This window comes from Actinacidiphila cocklensis, assembly GCF_907177275.1.
Classification (GTDB): Bacteria; Actinomycetota; Actinomycetes; order Streptomycetales; family Streptomycetaceae; genus Actinacidiphila; species Actinacidiphila cocklensis.
In genome coordinates this window covers 385,125-402,335 of sequence record NZ_CAJSLV010000048.1, presented here as the reverse complement: position 1 = coordinate 402,335, position 17,211 = coordinate 385,125, and the positions used below count along the sequence as shown (strand labels likewise).

Annotated in this window: 12 protein-coding genes and 1 tRNA gene; 8 read left to right on the top strand and 5 right to left on the bottom strand. The window is 73.2% G+C overall.

Translation table 11 applies throughout. The annotated features are described in order from the left end of the window. Positions 1-188 precede the first annotated feature (188 nt). From NFU81_RS12725 to NFU81_RS12715, 3 genes are all read left to right on the top strand, one after another. Positions 189-968: an HAD-IIA family hydrolase gene (locus NFU81_RS12725; RefSeq protein ID WP_251488945.1), complete on the top strand. Its 780-nt coding sequence runs from the start codon at positions 189-191 to the stop codon at positions 966-968. A gap of 120 nt (positions 969-1,088) precedes the next feature. Continuing rightward, positions 1,089-1,697, top strand: coding sequence for a hypothetical protein (locus tag NFU81_RS12720; protein ID WP_251488944.1), 609 nt, complete (start codon positions 1,089-1,091; stop codon positions 1,695-1,697). A gap of 5 nt (positions 1,698-1,702) precedes the next feature. Further along, positions 1,703-2,377: a class F sortase gene (locus tag NFU81_RS12715; RefSeq protein ID WP_251488943.1), complete on the top strand. Its 675-nt coding sequence runs from the start codon at positions 1,703-1,705 to the stop codon at positions 2,375-2,377. A gap of 328 nt (positions 2,378-2,705) precedes the next feature. Here NFU81_RS12715 and NFU81_RS12710 read toward each other — a convergent pair whose 3' ends face one another. After that, positions 2,706-3,443: a GAF and ANTAR domain-containing protein gene (locus NFU81_RS12710; RefSeq protein ID WP_251488941.1), complete on the bottom strand. Its 738-nt coding sequence runs from the start codon at positions 3,441-3,443 to the stop codon at positions 2,706-2,708. Between the two features lie 232 nt (positions 3,444-3,675). Here NFU81_RS12710 and NFU81_RS12705 point away from each other — a divergent pair, with 232 nt between their 5' ends. Then, on the top strand, positions 3,676-6,618 hold the full coding sequence (locus NFU81_RS12705; RefSeq protein WP_251488939.1) for an FAD-binding and (Fe-S)-binding domain-containing protein: 2,943 nt from the start codon (positions 3,676-3,678) through the stop codon (positions 6,616-6,618). A 264-nt stretch (positions 6,619-6,882) separates the two neighbouring features. On the opposite strand, the gene NFU81_RS12700 is transcribed toward NFU81_RS12705, so the two are convergent. Further along, positions 6,883-8,040: a PP2C family protein-serine/threonine phosphatase gene (locus tag NFU81_RS12700; RefSeq protein WP_251488936.1), complete on the bottom strand. Its 1,158-nt coding sequence runs from the start codon at positions 8,038-8,040 to the stop codon at positions 6,883-6,885. A gap of 264 nt (positions 8,041-8,304) precedes the next feature. Between NFU81_RS12700 and NFU81_RS12695 the strand changes: the two genes are divergently transcribed. Both NFU81_RS12695 and NFU81_RS12690 read left to right on the top strand, forming a co-directional pair. Further along, positions 8,305-9,711 (top strand): M1 family metallopeptidase, encoded by a 1,407-nt coding sequence (locus NFU81_RS12695; protein WP_251488932.1) that lies wholly within the window; start codon positions 8,305-8,307, stop codon positions 9,709-9,711. Positions 9,712-9,765: 54 nt separating this feature from the next. Beyond that, the gene (locus tag NFU81_RS12690; RefSeq protein WP_251488930.1) at positions 9,766-10,566 is read left to right on the top strand and encodes a pentapeptide repeat-containing protein; all 801 of its coding nucleotides are present in this window, start codon (positions 9,766-9,768) and stop codon (positions 10,564-10,566) included. A 45-nt stretch (positions 10,567-10,611) separates the two neighbouring features. Here NFU81_RS12690 and NFU81_RS12685 read toward each other — a convergent pair. Together NFU81_RS12685 and NFU81_RS12680 are read right to left on the bottom strand one after the other, a co-directional pair. Next, positions 10,612-10,685: transfer RNA gene (locus NFU81_RS12685), tRNA-Lys, on the bottom strand. 67 nt (positions 10,686-10,752) lie between these two features. Then, positions 10,753-11,508 carry an IclR family transcriptional regulator gene (locus NFU81_RS12680; RefSeq protein ID WP_251488927.1) on the bottom strand — a complete coding sequence of 252 codons (756 nt, stop codon included), beginning with the start codon at positions 11,506-11,508 and terminating at the stop codon, positions 10,753-10,755. 323 nt (positions 11,509-11,831) lie between these two features. On the opposite strand from NFU81_RS12680, the gene NFU81_RS12675 reads away from it, so the two are divergent. Together NFU81_RS12675 and NFU81_RS12670 are read left to right on the top strand one after the other, a co-directional pair. After that, a complete protein-coding gene (locus tag NFU81_RS12675; protein ID WP_251488924.1) occupies positions 11,832-12,980 on the top strand; it encodes an LLM class flavin-dependent oxidoreductase in 1,149 nt (382 codons plus the stop codon). 251 nt (positions 12,981-13,231) lie between these two features. Next, positions 13,232-14,992, top strand: coding sequence for a glycosyl hydrolase family 18 protein (locus NFU81_RS12670; RefSeq protein ID WP_251488922.1), 1,761 nt, complete (start codon positions 13,232-13,234; stop codon positions 14,990-14,992). Positions 14,993-15,073: 81 nt separating this feature from the next. On the opposite strand, the gene NFU81_RS12665 is transcribed toward NFU81_RS12670, so the two are convergent. Further along, complete coding sequence (locus NFU81_RS12665; protein ID WP_422665182.1) at positions 15,074-16,852, bottom strand: putative bifunctional diguanylate cyclase/phosphodiesterase; 1,779 nt, start codon at positions 16,850-16,852, stop codon at positions 15,074-15,076. Between the last annotated feature and the right edge of the window lie 359 nt (positions 16,853-17,211).

The following is a 17,211-nucleotide window of genomic DNA, read 5'->3' as shown; positions in this document are numbered from 1 at the left end:
GCACGCGAGACGCCCGCAGCGGGGCACCCCGGCCCCGGTTACGCTGGGGCACCGGACGCCGCCCGGCCGGCCGCGGTGCGAACCCGTACGGAGTACGGTCCACGGCGTACGGCGACGACGTACGACGTACGACCCTTTCCCGGACTCCGTCCGGGGGACCCCCAGGCACGACGACAGGAGACCGACCGGTGTCGACCCGCAGGCCCATCGACTCGTGGCTGACCGACATGGACGGCGTGCTCATCCACGAGGGCACCCCGATCCCCGGCGCCGACGCCTTCATCAAGGGCCTCAAGGACTCGGGCAAGCCCTTCCTCGTCCTCACCAACAACTCCATCTACACCCCGCGCGACCTGCACGCGCGGCTGTCCAGGATGGGCCTCGACGTCCCGGTCGCGAACATCTGGACCTCGGCGCTGGCCACCGCGAAGTTCCTGGACGACCAGCGCCCCGGCGGCACCGCCTACGTCATCGGCGAGGCCGGCCTGACCACCGCGCTGCACGACGTCGGCTACATCCTCACCGACGTCGACCCCGACTACGTGGTGCTCGGCGAGACCCGGACGTACAGCTTCGAGGCGCTCACCAAGGCGATCCGGCTGATCCGCGGCGGCGCGCGCTTCATCGCCACCAACCCCGACGAGACCGGCCCGTCCCCCGAGGGCGTACTGCCCGCGACCGGCTCGGTCGCCGCGCTGATCACCAAGGCCACCGGGCAGGAGCCGTACTTCGTCGGCAAGCCCAACCCGCTGATGATGCGGGCCGGGCTCAACGCGATCGGCGCGCACTCCGAGACCAGCGCCATGATCGGCGACCGGATGGACACCGACGTGCTGGCCGGGCTCGAATCCGGCATGACCACCTTCCTGGTGCTCACCGGGCTCACCGCCGTGCCCGACATCGAGCGCTACCCCTTCAAGCCGTCCCGGGTCGTGGAGTCCATCGCGGACCTGGTCGCAGAAATCTGATCACACTCCGTAGTGGGCACGTCACCCTGATGGGTCACCGAGCGTGCACGCCGGGCCGGTCGCGGGGATCTTCGTAAGCACCGGGCGCGAGTCCCCGCCCCGGGCCGAGCGGAGGTCCCCATGTTTGGTCTGAAACTGCCCGTCATCGCCGCGGCCGGTGCCCTCGGCGTCCTCGCCGTCGGCGGGGTGACCGGGTTGCCGAAGCAGGCACTCGCCGACGAGGGGGGCGGCGGATCGTCCTCTTCCTCCTCGTCGTCCTCGTCGTCGTCCTCGTCCAGCTCCGGCATGGACGTCTCGCCGACCACCGTCGCCCCCGGCGGGGTGGTGAGCCTGCACCTCAAGGCCTCCTGCAAGTCCGGTGCCAGTGCCAAGGCCAGCGCCGAGGTCTTCGTCGACGCGGTCACCCTGTCGCCGTCGGGTGACGGCTCCGACGGGTGGGACGGTACGGCCTTCATCAAGTCCGACGCGGTCGACGGCTCCTACACCGTCTCCGTCGAGTGCAACGGCTCCACCAGCTCCGCCTCCGCGACCGTCACCGTGACCTCGGGCAGCACCCCGCTGGTCCCGGTCGCCCCGGTCCCGGCCGGCGGCGGCGGCACCGCGCAGCTCGCCGCGGGTCCGGCGGCCGCAGGCACCAGCACCGGGCCGCTGCTGGTCACCGGCGGTGTCGCGGCGGCCGGCCTGGCCGGCCTGGTGATCCACCGCCGCCGCGCCGCCGCCCGCGGCTGACCGGCATGGCGGTGGGGGCGGACGACTCCGGTACCGGTGGCGGTACCGACTCCGGCAGGACCTGGGCGGCCGTCGTGGTCGGCCTGGTCCTGCTGGCCGCGTGGCTGCTCGGGCACGGCGGTCCCACCGCCCCCGCGCCGCCACCCGGCGCCCGCGCCCTCTCTGCTGCGGCGGCCGCGGACCGGCCCGCGCAGGTGTACGCGCCCCACGTGCCGCTGCACGACGCCGTGCCGCTGCGGATCGACATCCCGTCGGTCGGCATCCACGCCGAGCTCGTCGGCCGCGGGCTGAAGGACGGGGCGGTGGACCCGCCCCCTTACTCCACGCCCGACGTCGCCGGCTGGTACCGCGACGGGCCTCCGCCGGGCGCGGCGGGCGCGGCGATCATCGTCGGCCACGTCGACACCGAGACGCGGGCCGCGGTCTTCTACGGCCTCAGCACGGTCCAGCGCGGGGCGCTGGTGGAAGTCGCCCGCGACGACGGGACGGTCGCGGAGTTCTCCGTCGAGGCGGTCGAGGTCATCGAGAAGGCGCACTTCGACGCGACGCGCGTCTACGGGTCGGCGGGGCGGCCCGAGCTGCGCCTCATCACCTGCGGTGGGGCTTTCGACAAGGACGCGCAGGCGTACTCGGCGAACGTGGTGGTCTTCGCCGCGCTCACGGGGTCCCACCCGAGCTGAGCCGCTGGCGCTCGGCCTTCGGGGGTGGGGTGCCCCTTGCCGGGGCGTCGCTTCCTCCCCGCCGCGGTGGCCGTTCGCGCAGTTCCTCGCGCCCCTTTGGGTGCTGCCCCGTGCGGTGGGTTGCTTGCCTGCGGCGCCGTCGTGGCTTGTCGCGCAGTTCCCCGCGCCCCTGAAAAACGGTCACCCTCTGCGCAGAGGGCAAGCCATCAGGGGCGCGGGGAACTGCGCGCTCAGCCGTGACGCACCGAAAGATGCGAGCCCACCGCAGGGGGCAGGACCTGACGGGGCGCGGGGAAGTGCGCGGAAGCGAAGTCACCGCAGGGGGCGGTCAGGTGGGAGCCCCCGGCCGGGGAAGTGTGGTCGTGCCGGCGAGGATGGCCGTGGCCAGATCCGCAACGCGGATCTGGTGGGCGCGGGCGTGCGCCCGCAGGAGGGCGAACGCGTCGTCGACGCTGACGTGCCAGCGCTCGGCGAGCACGCCCTTGACCTGCTCGACGGGAATCCGCGAGTCCAGCGCCGTCTGCAACTGCGCCGCCAGGCGCTGATGGTGGCGGCGGGTCCGCCGCTGGAGCACCCCGATGGCCGCGGCGTCCGCGAGCGAGCGGGTGACCGCCACGGAGTGGGCCGGCGGCAGGCCCGGCGTGGCGCGGTAGAGGACGAGCGCGCCCAGCACCTCCTTGCGGTGCCGCACGGGTACGGCGAAGACCGCGGCGTAGCCGCTGGCCCGCGCCCGCCGGGCGAAGTCCCGCGGCAGCGGCTCACGGGCACGCCCCAGGTCGGCCACGCCGACGTCCGTACCGCTGCGGTAGCAGTCAGGCCCCGGCCCCGCCGCGCTGAGCAGCCGCGCCGGCTCGCAGGACGCGCTGATCACCCGGATGTCGCCGCCTTCGTCGGCGAGCAGCAGCGCGGCCGCGGCGACGCCGGTGAGCCGTACCGTACGGCCGGCGAGCCGGCGCAAAGGTGCGTCGGGCTCGCTCTCATCGCCGAGGGTGTCGGCCAGCTCGACCAGGGTGTCGGCCAGCAGCCCCCCTCCCGCTGTTGACCCGTCCGGCAGATCACCGTGCACACCGTTCCCCTTCCCCCGTCGGACCGGCTCCTGCCGTGAAGTATTGCCGGTGACCGGCGGCTTTCGCGTCCGTCGCAGGTCGGAGAAGATCGCCCGGGAGCGGCGGGCGGACCTGGGCCGGGAGGCGGAGTACCGCGCACCGCCACGTACGGGGGCATAGGTTGGCGAACGGTATGTTTCTCCGCCAGGTCTGGCCCCCCGCCCCCGGGGGACCGCCGCCGAGGAGGTCCCGATGCCCGTGCGTGAACCGAAGGGCGGCGCCGCTCTGCGGCCGATACCCGCGGGGGAGGCCGCGCCGGACCGGGTGGAGGAGACCAGGGCGGGCGGTACTCCCCCCGAGCTGCGCGCGGGGCTGGTACGGGCGCTGGGCGCGGGCAAGGTGCTCGGCGACCTGACGGACCTGGTGCGCTACGCGTCGGACGCGAGCCCGTACCGCTTCGTCCCGCAGGCGGTGGTCGTACCGGAGAGCGTGCAGGACGTGGTGCGGCTGCTGGCGTACGCCAGGGCCGAGCGCCGCCACCTGGTCTTCAGGGCCGCGGGAACCAGCCTGAACGGGCAGGCGCAGGGCGAGGACATCCTGGTGGACGTACGCCGCCACTTCAGCGGCGTCGAGGTCGAGGCGGACGGCGCCAGGGCGCGCATCCTGCCCGGCACCGTGCTGGCCCGGGCGAACGCCGCACTGGCCAGGCACGGCCGGGTGCTCGGCCCCGACCCGGCGAGCGCGATCGCCGCCACCGTCGGCGGTGTGCTGGCGAACAACGCCTCCGGCATGACCGCGGGCACCACCCGGGACTCCTACCGCACCGTCGCCTCGCTCACCGTGGTGCTGCCGTCCGGCACCGTCGTGGACACCGCGGACCCGGACGCCGACGCGGGCCTCGCCGCGGCCGAGCCGGACATCTACCAGGGCCTGCTCGACCTGCGGGACGAGATCGAGGCGGACCGCGCGCTGACCGCCAGGATCCGCGCGAAGTACCGCATCAAGAACACCAACGGCTACCGCCTCGACGCCTTCCTCGACGCGGAGAGCCCCGCCCAGATCCTGCGCGGGCTGATGATCGGCTCGCAGGGCACCCTCGGCTTCGTCGCCGAGGCGGTCTACGAGACGCTGCCGATCCGCCCGGCCGCCGCCGCGGGGCTGCTGTTCTTCCCCACGCTGCCGGCCGCCGCCGCGGCCGTACCGCACTTCGCGCAGGCCGGCGCGGAGGCCGTCGAGCTGATGGACGGCAACGTGCTGCGGGCCGCGACCGCGGTGCCCGGGGTGCCGGGGGAGTGGGCCGAGCTGCCCGCGAGCTGCGCGGCGCTGCTCGTCGAGTTCAGGGCCGCGGACGTCACGCAGCTCGCCGCGTACGAGCGGGCCGCGGAGCGGGTCTGCTCCGACCTCGGCCTGATCACCCCGGCGCCGGCCGCCGAGGGCCACGGCGGCTTCACCCGCGACCGGGAGCGGATCGCCGCGCTGTGGCGGGCGCGCAGGGCCTTCGTGACCGCGGTCGGCGGCGCCCGCCCGTCCGGCACGACCCTGATCACCGAGGACTTCGCGGTGCCGCCCGACCGGCTCGCCGAGGCCTGCACGGAACTGCTCGAACTGCAGCGCAGGCACGGCTTCGAGGCGGCGGTCGCCGGCCACGCCGCCCACGGCAACCTGCACTTCCTGCTCACCTTCGACGCCGGCCGCGCCACCGACGTCGAGCGCTACGCCGCCTTCATGGCGGACTTCTGCCGTACCGTCACCGAGCGCTTCGACGGCTCGCTCAAGGCCGAGCACGGCACCGGGCGCAACATCGCGCCCTTCCTGGAGCTGGAGTGGGGGCCGGCCGCCACCGCCCTGATGTGGCGGATCAAGGCGCTGCTCGACCCGGACGGCATCCTCGCCCCGCACGTCATGCTCGACCAGGACCCGCGCGGGCACCTGCGCGGGCTGAAGACGATCCCGGTGATCGAGCCGGTCGCCGACCCCTGCATCGAGTGCGGCTTCTGCGAACCCACCTGCCCCAGCCGCGACCTGACGACCACCCCGCGGCAGCGGATCGTGCTGCGCCGCGAGATGCTGCGGCAGCCCGACGGCTCACCCGTGCAGCGCGAACTGCTCGCCGCGTACGGATACGCCGCCGTCGACACCTGCGCGGGCGACTCGACCTGCAAGCTGGCCTGCCCGGTCGGCATCGACACCGGCGCGATGATGAAGGACTTCCGGCACGCCCGGCACTCCCGCGCCGAGGAGCGGGCCGCGGGCGCCACGGCCACGCACTGGCGCGGCGCCGAGCGCGCCGCCCGCGCCGCGGTCGCCACCGCGGACGCGGTACGCCGCCGGGTCGGCGACCGGCCGCTGTCCGCGGCCACCGGGCTCGCCCGGCGGGCGGCACGGCCCGAACTCGTGCCCGGCTGGCTGCCGGAGATCCCCGGCGCGGCGCCGCCCGCCCTGCCCCGTACCGAGCGGGACGGCGCCGCCGCCGTCTACTACCCGGCCTGTGTCAACCGCATCTTCGGCCCGCCCGAGGGCCGTTACGGCTGGGTGCCGCAGTCCCTGGTCACCGTCTCGGCCCGGGCGGGCCTGCCGGTGTGGATACCGGCCGACGTCACCGGTACGTGCTGCGCCACGATCTGGCACTCCAAGGGCTACGACGCGGGCAACGCGGTGATGGCCAACCGGATCGTCGAGCACGCGTGGGGGTGGACCGGGGGAGGGCGGCTGCCGATCGTCGTCGACGCGACGTCCTGCACGCTCGGGCTCGCCCGGGAGGTCGTGCCGTACCTCACCGACGCGAACCGTGCGCTGCACGGTGAACTGACGGTGGTGGACGCGACGGTGTGGGCCGCCGACCATGTGCTGCCGCGGCTCACCGTGACCGCGCCGGTCGGCTCCGCCGTCCTGCACCCCACGTGCTCCGCACGGCATCTCGGCCGCCCGGGCGCGGCGCTCGCGGAGGTCGCCGGCGCGATCGCCCGCGAGGTCGTCGTGCCCGACGACGCGGGGTGCTGCGGCTTCGCCGGCGACCGGGGGATGCTGCACGAGGAGCTCACCGCGTCCGCGACGCGGGCGGAGGCGGAGGAGGTCGCCGCGCGGGGCTTCTCGGTGTATCTCTCGGCGAGCCGGATGTGCGAGGTGGGTATGGCTCGCGCCACCGGGGAGCCGTACGAGTCGGTCATCGTCGCACTGGAGCGCGCCACCCGCTGACGCGGTGTTCCCGGGTGCCCCCCCGGGCTGCCCCTTCCCCCGGCTCCGGGACCTTCCCCGGGCGGGGGGTTGCGCGCGCCCCGCAGCGCCCCTTTGGCCTGCGTCCTCCTGCGTACAGCGTTCGTCCCTGGCAGGGGCTTGCCCTCTGCGGAGAGGGTGACGTTCTTCAGGCGGCGCTGGGGGTACCCCCAGGCGAAGCTCTGGGGGCGGACTGCGCGACAAGCCACAGCGCACCGGGAGATGCGAGCCCACCGCAAGGGGCAATTACACGACGTGCCCCGGGAGGGGCGGCTCCTGGGGGTGGGCCGGGAGGGCGCTGGGCTGGGGGGAGAGGAGGAGGAGGACGACGTCGTCGGAGAGGGAGCCGCCGGCGTGCCGGAGGAGGTCGCCGTAGACCCGTTCGACCGCCGCGTCGAGATCGGTGCCCGCGCCGGCGATGAGCGGGCCGACCCGTTCGGTGAGCGGGTAGAACGTGCCGTCGAGCGGGCTGCGGGCCTCGATCACCCCGTCGGTGCAGAGCACCAGGACGTCCCCCGGCAGCATCGGCACGCGCCACGCCGTGGGGCCGCCGGACACGAGGTCGGCCAGGCCGAGCGGCACCCACGGCTCGGCGGGGTCGAGCGTCTGGACCGCGCCGTCCCGCGAGACCCGCAGCGGAGCGACATGGCCGTAGTGCAGCAGCTCGACGCTGCCGGGGTCGTCGAACTGCGCGAAGAGCGCGGTGATGAAGTCCCCGGTGGTGACGTGCCGCCCGACGCTGGTGTCGACGCGGCGGGCGACCGTGTCGAGCCCGCCCTCGTCGAACGCCGCCTCCCGGAACGCGCCGAGCACCACCGCAGAGGTCTGCACCGCGGCGAGCCCCTTGCCGCGGACGTCGCCGATCAGCGCCCTTACGCCGTGCGGGGTCTCGATCACCGCGTAGAGGTCGCCGCCGATCTGCGCGGCGTCGGCGGCCGAGACGTAGCGCACGGCGAGCCGTACGCCGCCGACGCGCGGGTCCGGCGGGCGCATCAGGGCGTGCTGGGCGGCCTCGGCGACCGAGGCGATCGCGGTGAAGGCCTTGGCCCCGGTCTCCCGCCGCCAGGCGATGTACACGCTGAAGAGGGTGACCAGGGCGTAGGCGAAGGCCTGCCCGAAGAAGACGTCGTGGTCGGGGATGTCGGTGATGCCGTCGTAGGGGGCCAGCGCGGCCTGCACGAAAAGCCCGAGCACCCCGATGAAGAGGGTTTTGCGCCAGGTGACGGTGATCGCGGCGAGCGGCGGCGCCACCACGATGCCGGGGGTGAGGAAGTGGTCCCGGCCCGCGATCAGGTCCGCGGCGATGACGATGCCGATGGACGCCAGCGGCAGCGACAGGCCCAAGCGCGCCAGATACTCCCCCTCCACCCGCTGGAGGGTTCTGGTCAGCCAGACAATCTTCACATGGTGAACCTATCCGCCCGCACCCGTGGCGTCAGCCGCTCGCCGGGGTGATCCACTCCGTCCGTGGGGGAACGGGCCGGCGGGCCGCGGTGTTCCCGGGACGCACCGGTGATGCCGCACCGGTGCTGCCGCGGCGGAGTGTTGCGCGGGGTGAAGTTTCTGCGACAGACGGGGGCCGCGGGGTGGCTGTGGCGGCCGGAACTTTCTAGGGTCGTCGTGTACCTGCCACCCATGGGGCGGACCGCCCCGCGCTGGAGGACCCCTGTGCGTCTCAGACTGCTCGCACCCGCTGCCGCCGCCCTCGGCTTCCTGCTGGTGATCCCGGCATCCGCCGCCGACGCGGGGCCGGGAGCACCCGGCATCGGCGACCCGTACTACCCGACGTACGGCAACGGCGGTTACGACGTCTCCCACTACGACCTCGACCTCAGCTACCAGCCCGCCACCGACACGCTCTCCGGCACCGCGACCCTGCAGGCCACCGCAACCCAGGGCCTGACCAGCTTCGACCTGGACTTCGCGCTGACGGTCAGCAAGGTGACCGTGGACGGCCGCCCGGCGGCCTTCGCCACCAGCGGCGAGCAGGAGCTGGTCGTCACCCCGGCCCGGCCGATCCCGCGCGGCCACCGGATCACCGTCGCCGTCACCTACTCGGGCGTGCCCTCCAGCGTCGAGCGCTACGGCTTCACCTCCTGGCAGCGCACACCGGACGGCGGAGTGGCCGCCAACGAGCCCGAGTCCGCCTGGTGGTGGTTCCCCAGCAACGACCACCCGCTGGACAAGGCCACCTACGACGTCGACGTGCGGGTCCCGGCCGGCGAGCAGGCGATCAGCAACGGCCTGCTGGTCTCCCAGCACACCGCGAACGGTTGGACCGGCTACCACTGGCGCCAGGACAAGCCGCAGGCCACGTATCTGGCCACGCTCGCGCTGGGCCACTTCGACATCACCCGCAGCCGCACCCGTGCCGGTGTACCCGTCATCAACGCCTACAGCTCCGGCCTGCCCGCGGCCACCGCCGCCAACGCGCGGGCCGGCGTCGAGCGCACGGCTGAGATCATCGACTTCCTCAGCGGCTGGTTCGGCCCCTACCCGTTCGACGCGGCCGGCGGCTACGTCCCCGACGTGCCCACGCACTTCTCCCTCGAAGCGCAGACCCGGGTCTTCTACAGCCCCGCGGTCTTCGCCACCACCGACGGCATCGGCACCGTCGCGCACGAGCTGTCCCACCAGTGGTGGGGCGACGACGTCTCGCTCGCCCGCTGGTCCGACATCTGGCTGAACGAGGGCTTCGCCACCTACGGCAGCTGGCTGTGGGCCGAGCACCAGGGCAAGGGGACGGTCCAGCAGATCGCCCGGCAGACCTACGACGCCTACCCCGCCGACGACCCGTTCTGGACCGTCGAGCCGGGCGACCCGGGACCGGCCAAGCAGTTCGACGACGCCGTCTACGACCGGGGCGCGGTCGCCATCCAGGCGCTCCGCACCACCATCGGCGACCACGCCTTCCGCGCCCTGCTCAAGGCCTGGCCGGCCCAGCACCGCTACGGCAACGGCACCATCGCCGAATTCCGCACGCTGGCCGAGCACCTGTCGGGCCAGGACCTGGGCGGCTTCTTCCAGACCTGGCTGTACACCCCGGCCAAGCCCGCCGTACTCCCCGGCGGGTGACCTCCGGCTGATACGGCACCATGGACCCGGGCGGAGCCGGCGAAGGGACCAGGGGTGGAGCACAGCGAACTGCGCGCGGACTGCGGCAACTGCTTCGGGCTGTGCTGCGTCGCCCTGGCCTTCACCCGGTCCGCCGACTTCGCCCGGGACAAGGCCGCGGGGGAGCCCTGCGGCCACCTCGGCGCCGACCACCGCTGCGGCATCCACGACCGGCTCCGCGACCGCGGTTACGCCGGCTGCACCGTCTACGACTGCCTCGGGGCCGGGCAGAAGGTCTCCCGGCACACCTTCGCAGGACAGGACTGGCGGGACGCCGCCGACGGCGGCCGGGCGATGTTCGCGGTGCTGCCGGTGGTGCGGCAGCTGCACGAGCTGCTCCGCCACCTCGCCGAGGTACGCACCCTGCCGGCCGCCGCCGAGCTGTACGAGGCCGCCGCGGAGGCGGCCACGCGGATCGAGGCGCTGAGCCTGGGCGGCGCGGACGAACTGCTCGCCCTGGACGTCGCGGCCGAGCGCGGCCGGGTCGGCGAGCTGCTGCGCAGCGCCTCCGCGCTGGCCCGCGCCGCCTTCCCGCGGCGCAGGAACCACCGGGGAGCCGACCTGATGGGCTCCCGCCTGCGCGGCGCGGACCTGCGGGGTGCGGATCTGCGGGGAGCGCTGGTGATCGGCGCGGACCTGCGCGGTGCGGACCTGCGGGGAGCCGACCTGCTCGGCACCGACCTGCGCGGCGCGCGGCTGGGCGGCGCGGATCTGCGCGGCACCCTCTTCCTGACCGCCCCGCAGCTCGCCGCCGCCTCCGGCGACCCGGCCACCCGGCTGCCGCAGGACCTCGCGCACCCGGCCCACTGGGCATGAAGAAGGCCCCCCACCTGCGGTGGGAGGCCTTCTTCATGTGCGAGGTGCGCCGCCAGGGACTCGAACCCCGGACCCGCTGATTAAGAGTCAGCTGCTCTAACCAACTGAGCTAGCGGCGCCTGCGAGAACAACTATACGGCCTTCCGCCGGGTGCTCCTGACCACCCCTGCCCGCGGCGGCGGCCGGTCAGATGCTCATCGACAGGAGCACGGGGGCGGCCCGCTCGTTGAGGGTGTCCACGGCCGGTTTGAGGCGGTGCGCCTGCGCCAGCGGCATGGACAGCGCCAGGCAGGCGACCGTCTTGCCGATCGTGACCGGGATCGCCGCGCACACCGTGCCGACCGCGTACTCCTGCAGGTCGAGCGTGGGGACGCTGGCCGGCTGGCGTTCGAGCTTGGTGAGCAGCGCGCGGTCGTCGATCACGGTGCGGGAGGTGAGCCGGGCCGGGCGGTGCCGGGAGAGGTGTTCCAGCCGCGAGTTGTGGTCGAGCTGGGACAGCAGGCACTTGCCCACCGCGCTCGCGTGCGCGGCCGAGCGGAAGTCGACCCACTCGTTGACCTTGGGCGCGTTCGGCCCGTCGGCGAAGTCGATGATGCGGACCTCGCCGTCGTCGTAGCGGCTGAAGTACACCGCGGCGCCGACCTCGTCGCGCAGCTCCACCAGGATCGTGCGCAGTTTTTCGGCCAGCGCGTCGTCGTGCTTGGCGGCGCCGAGCAGCACCAGGGTCTCGCCGAGCACGTAGCCGCCGCCGGGCAGGAAGCCCAGATAGCGTTCGCGTTGCAGCATGGTCAGGAGCTGGGAGAGGTACCCGACCGGCACCCCTATCTCCCGCGCGAGCTGCTCGGCGGAGACGCCGTGCCGGTGTGCGTCGACGGAATCCAGCACGCGCAGTGCGTGCTGGACCGCGTAGACCGGCGCGGTCTGACGGTGCTCTAGCGCCACGGTAGCCCCCTGCAGGTGTGACCGTTTGCGTCCCGGTTGTCGCTGCTGGTCACGATCGGGGCTCGGTGAGGTCCCGATCGGCAGCTTGACCGGATTCCACGATAACCCCAATACCGTTGCCGGTAGAGGCGGTTGACGACTTCTCCGCAGCCCCGCAGGCGTATATGCAGGAAGGGGCCACTCTGGCATATGCCAAGGTCACTGCCCGATCGGGAAAATCGCCGAATTGACCACGGGAATAACCGGACGCCCGCTCCGGTTGTGCAATTCCGGACTATTACGCGTGCCCGGCATGCGGACGGACGATCAAGGAGGCGCTAGCTGTGGGTGACGACGTGGCTCGGGGCGGCGGCAGCAGCGGCGACGGCGGGGCGGCAGGCGACGGGATCCGCGGCACCGTCCATGGCACCGCGCCCGTACCGCTGTCGGTGCTCGACCTGGCCGGCGTCGGCTCCGGCCTGACGGCCCGGGACGCGCTGCGCAACAGCGTCGAGATCGCCAGGACCGCGGAGGCCCGCGGCTACCACCGGATGTGGGTGGCCGAGCACCATTCGATGCCCGGTGTGGCCAGCTCCTCGCCCGCGGTGATCCTGGCCCACCTGGCCGCCTTCACCCGCACCCTGCGGCTCGGCTCCGGCGGGGTGATGCTGCCCAACCACGCGCCGCTGGTCATCGCCGAGCAGTTCGGCACCCTGGAGGCGCTGGCCCCCGGCCGGATCGACCTGGGCCTGGGCCGCGCGCCCGGCACGGACGGGGCGACCGCGGCGGCGCTGCGCAGGACCGAGTCCCTCCACGAGGGCGCCGACGAGTTCCCGCAGCAGCTCGCCGAGCTGGTCCGCTTCCTGGACGACGACTTCCCCGACGGCCACCGCTACGCCCGCATCCACGCCGTGCCCGGTCCCGTGCAGGGCAGTACGGCAGGCGGGGTGCAGTCCGCGGCCCGGCCCAGCATCTGGCTGCTCGGCTCGTCCGGTTTCAGCGCCCAGCTGGCCGGCGCCCTGGGGCTGCCGTTCTCCTTCGCGCACCACTTCTCCGCCGCCAACACCGTTCCCGCGCTGGCGCTCTACCGCGAGTCCTTCCGCCCGTCGGAGATCCTGGACCGCCCCTACGCCTCGATCGGGGTGGCCGCGCTGGCCGCCGAGGACCCCGAGCAGGCCCGCCGCCAGGTGCTGGCGGGGGCGCTCGGCATGCTGCGGCTGCGCACCGGGCGCCCCGGGCTCATCCCGACCCCGCAGGAGGCGGCGGCCCATCCGTTCAGCCCGGCGGAGCGGGACTTCGTGGACTCCTGGATGGGCAACATCGTCCACGGCGACCCGGAGACGGTCAGGGCGGGCCTGGACGCGCTGGTCGAGCGGACCGGCGCCGACGAGCTGGTGATCACCGCCAACGCGCACACGCCGTCCGTACGGCTGCGCTCGTACGAGCTGATCGCCGACGCGTACGGCTTCCCCAAGGACATCGCGGCCGGTTAATTACCGGTTTCGTGCCCCCCGGTGGTCCAACCTTGGACCGACCGCGGGCCATGCCTTAACCAGGGGTTAAAGCCGCTCGTCACCCGGTTGACGAGCGGCTTTGCTCACGTCGTGAACGATCGGCAGGCCGCCGGGACGCGCAAATTGGTCTAGTCCTGGCTTTGGTTCAGACCATTGACGTGCACTTGATCAGAGGGCTATCCATACCCCACAGCCCCCTGTTGTTCCTCCCTCTCCCCCCGGAGGTTCTCGTGCAGTCCAGGAAGAGAGCGCTCGTGGCCGCCGCCACCAGCGCCGCGCTCGCCATCGGCGGCCTCACCGCGCTCGTCGCGGGCGTGGGCACCGCCCAGGCGGACACCACGGCCGCCCAGCCGGCCGCCGCCGCGGCCGCCGCGAGCAGCGGCGGCGTCAAGATCGCCTACTACGACCAGTGGAGCATCTACGGCAACGCCTTCTACCCCAAGAACCTCGACACCGAGGGCATCGCGGGCAAGCTCGACATCCTCAACTACTCGTTCGAGAACATCGACCCGGTCAACCTGACCTGTTTCGAGGCGACCAAGGCGTCGGACTCCACCAACGAGTCCAACCCCAACGCCGGTGACGGGGCGGGCGACGCGTTCGCCGACTACCAGAAGTCCTTCGGCGCCGACATCAGCGTCAACGGCACCGCGGACACCTGGAACCAGCCGCTGGTCGGCAACTTCAACCAGCTCAAGCAGCTCAAGGCGAAGTACCCGAAGCTCAAGATCGTCGCCTCGATCGGCGGCTGGACGTACTCGAAGTACTTCTCGGACGCCGCCGCCACCGACGCCAGCCGCAAGAAGCTGGTCAGCTCCTGCATCGACATGTTCATCAAGGGCAACCTGCCCGTCCAGGGCGGCTTCGGCGGCACCGGCGCCGCGGCCGGCGTCTTCGACGGCTTCGACATCGACTGGGAGTACCCGGGCTCGCCCGGCGGCCACACCGGCAACCACTACAGCCCGAACGACACGGCCAACTTCACCAAGCTGGCTGCGGAGTTCCGCACCGAGCTGGACGCGTACGGCGCCGCCAACGGCGGCCGGAAGATGCTGCTCACCGCGGCCCTGCCGGCCGGCCAGGACAAGATCGCGAAGATCGAGACCGACAAGCTCGGGGCGTACCTCGACTACGCGAACATCATGACCTACGACATGCACGGGGCCTTCGAGACCAACGGACCCACCAACTTCCAGGACCCGCTGTACCAGTCGCCGAACGACCCCTCGAACCCGATCTCCCCCGGGACCGAGAAGTACAGCACCGACCACGCCATCACGGCCTGGACCACCGGTGACTCCGCCTACGGCATCCCGGGCGGCTTCCCCGCCAACAAGATCACCCTGGGCTACCCGACGTACTACCGGGGCTGGTCGGGTGTCGCCGCCGGCAGCAACCACGGGCTCTACCAGCCCGCGTCCGGCCCCGCGGCGGCCCGCGGCATCAGCCAGGTCGCGGGGACGGCGTACTACAAGGAGCTGACCGGCGTCGTCGACAACCCGGCCGACACCTTCTACGACGCGGCCTCGCAGAGCAACTGGTTCTACAACGGCAACGAGTTCTGGACCGGACTCGGCTCCCAGGCCGTCCAGGCCAGGGCCGACTACGGCCACTGCCACGGGCTGGCCGGCTCGATGATGTACTCGCTGCTCGACCTGGACCCGGCGGCCACGCTCTTCAACAAGATCGTGACGGCGACCAACGGCTCCGCCTCCGGCTGCAGCAACCCCACCACCCCGCCGACCACGCCGCCCACCACCCCGCCCACGACGCCGCCGACCACCCCGCCGACGACGCCGCCGACGACGCCGCCCACCACCCCGCCCGGCGGCACCTGCACCCTGCCGTCCTGGTCCGCCTCCGCGATCTACGTCGGCGGCAACCAGGTCTCCTGGAAGGGCCACAACTGGAACGCCAAGTGGTGGACCACCAACGAGGAGCCCGGGACGACCGGCGAGTGGGGAGTCTGGCAGGACCTCGGCGCCTGCTGACCCCCACCGGGGGCCACCCCCACTGACCCCCGCGGGACCCGCGTCCTCCCTCCCCCCGAGGACGCGGGTCCCTCCGCGTGCTCAGGCCAGCAGGCCCGAGATGACTTCCGGCCGCACCGGGCGGGAGTAGTGCCAGCCCTGGCCCGTGTCGCAGCCGATACGGCGCAGGCGCTCCGCCTGCTCGGCGTTCTCGACGCACTCGGCGGTCACCGTCAGGCCCAGGCGGTGGGCGAGGTCCACCAGGGCTTCCACGATGGTCTCGTCGGCCGGGTTGGGGTGCTCCGCCGAGCGGAAGCCCTGGACGAAGGAGCCGTCGAGCTTCAGCGCGGACACCGGCAGCCGGCTCATGTAGGCCAGGTTCGAGTAGCCGGTGCCGAAGTCGTCGATGGCGATCCGCACGCCCATCTCGTGCAGCGCGTGCAGCGCCTGCAGCGGCCGCCCGGCCGACCCCATCACCGCGGACTCGGTGAGTTCCAGCTGCAGCAGCCGCGGCGGCAGCCCGGTCTCCGCCAGGATCCCGGCGACGTCCGCGACCAGGTCGGAGTCCCACATCTGCCGCACCGCGACGTTGACGCTCACCACCAACGGCGCCGCCGGGTGGGCCAGTTGCCAGGCGCGGGCCTGCCGGCAGGACTGCCGCAGCACCCACCGGCCGAGCTGCACGATGGAGCCGTCCTCCTCGGCCAGGCCGATGAAGCGGTTGGGGGCGAGCCGCCCGAAGTGCGGGTGCTCCCAGCGGACCAGCGCCTCCACCCCGCGCAGCTCACCGGTGTCCAGGGCGACCAGCGGCTGGTAGTCCAGCACGAACTCGCCGCGCTCCACGGCCTGCCGCAGCGTGCGGGACAGCGCCTGCCGGGTCATCCGGTGCTCGTTGCGCTCGGGGTCGAACAGCGTCCAGCGGGCCTTGCCGTCGGCCTTGGCCCAGTACAGCGTGGTGTCGGCGGCCTGCATCAGGCCGGTGGCGGAGCTGCCGGGCGCCTCCCGCTCCACCACCCCGATGCTCGCCGAGACCGCCAGGCGCTGCCCGGCCACGTCGAAGGGCTGCTGCAGCGCGGTCAGCACGGACTCGGCCAGCGCGGTGGCCTGCCCGGTGCCGGTGGAGTCCCGTACCAGCAGCGCGAACTCGTCGCCGCCGAGCCGGGCGACCAGGTGCCCGCCGGGCTCCGCGCAGGCCAGCAGCCGGCGGGCGACGGCGGCGAGCAGCTCGTCGCCGACCCGGTGGCCGAGGGTGTCGTTGACGGCCTTGAAGCCGTCGAGGTCGAGGTAGCACAGCCCGATGCGCCCGGTGCCGCGGCCGGGCGCGCTGTCGCACGCGTCGGTGAGCCGCTCGAAGAACAGCGCCCTGTTGGGCAGCCTGGTCACCGGGTCGTGCATCCGCAGGTGCCGCAACTGCTCGCGCAGCGCGTCGCGTTCGCCGACGTCCTCGACGGTCAGCAGCAGCGGGCTCGCCCCGGTCCGCGACAGCGTCACCTCGGCCAGCAGGGCCGCGCCGTCCTGCCGGGTGATCCGCCGGGTGCAGCGCAGCCGGTCGCTGCGGCCGGTGAGCACGTCGTGGAAGGCGGCCCTCGCGTGCGGGTCGCCGGCCAGGCCCAGCAGCGCCCCCGCGCCGACCGCCGCGAGGCGTTCGGGGGCCGCGCCCAGCAGGGTCGCGAGCGCGGCGTTGGCGGCCAGCACGTCGCCCTCGGGCGACAGCAGCGCCATCGCCGACCTGGCCACCGCGAAGGCGGCCCGGTAGTCGCGCAGCTCGGCTTCGTCGCGTGCCCCGGTGCCGCGCGGGCGCGGGGTAGAACTGTGACTCTGTGTGATGACCTGTGCTGTGCTGTCGGGGTCGACGCCGGGGCCGCCCGCGGGTCCGCCCATGGCCTGCTCCCCGTGTCGCGCTCGTCTCGCACGCGATCATATGGGCTGGCGGAGCAGGCGATCCAGCGTCGCCGTGGTGATTCTCCGCACGCGCACCCGCCGGCCGACCGTTTCTGCGCGAATGGGCACCGGTCCTGATCGCCTCACCTGTGCTGTTACGGAACGTAAGGTCGCCGGCCGTCCAGGTGTTCGCCGTACCCGGCCGTGTGCACACCACCCGGGCGGAGTAGCCGAACCCCGCATACCACCACAATTCATAGCAAGGTGGTTGAGGTGTCCCGAACGGGCTCGCGAACCCTCCCCGGAGGTCCATGTGCGGCGGTCAGGCATCTCGGCAGGCGATACGCGGGTCGCTGGGG

What these genes read in the sequence shown, in the direction of transcription:
- NFU81_RS12715 (WP_251488943.1), top strand. Translation starts at nt 1,703, where the DNA reads ATGGCGGTGGGGGCGGACGACTCCGGTACCGGTGGCGGTACCGACTCC.
- NFU81_RS12720 (WP_251488944.1), top strand. Translation starts at nt 1,089, where the DNA reads ATGTTTGGTCTGAAACTGCCCGTCATCGCCGCGGCCGGTGCCCTCGGC.
- NFU81_RS12665 (WP_422665182.1), bottom strand. Translation starts at nt 16,852, where the DNA reads ATGGGCGGACCCGCGGGCGGCCCCGGCGTCGACCCCGACAGCACAGCA.
- NFU81_RS12705 (WP_251488939.1), top strand. Translation starts at nt 3,676, where the DNA reads ATGCCCGTGCGTGAACCGAAGGGCGGCGCCGCTCTGCGGCCGATACCC.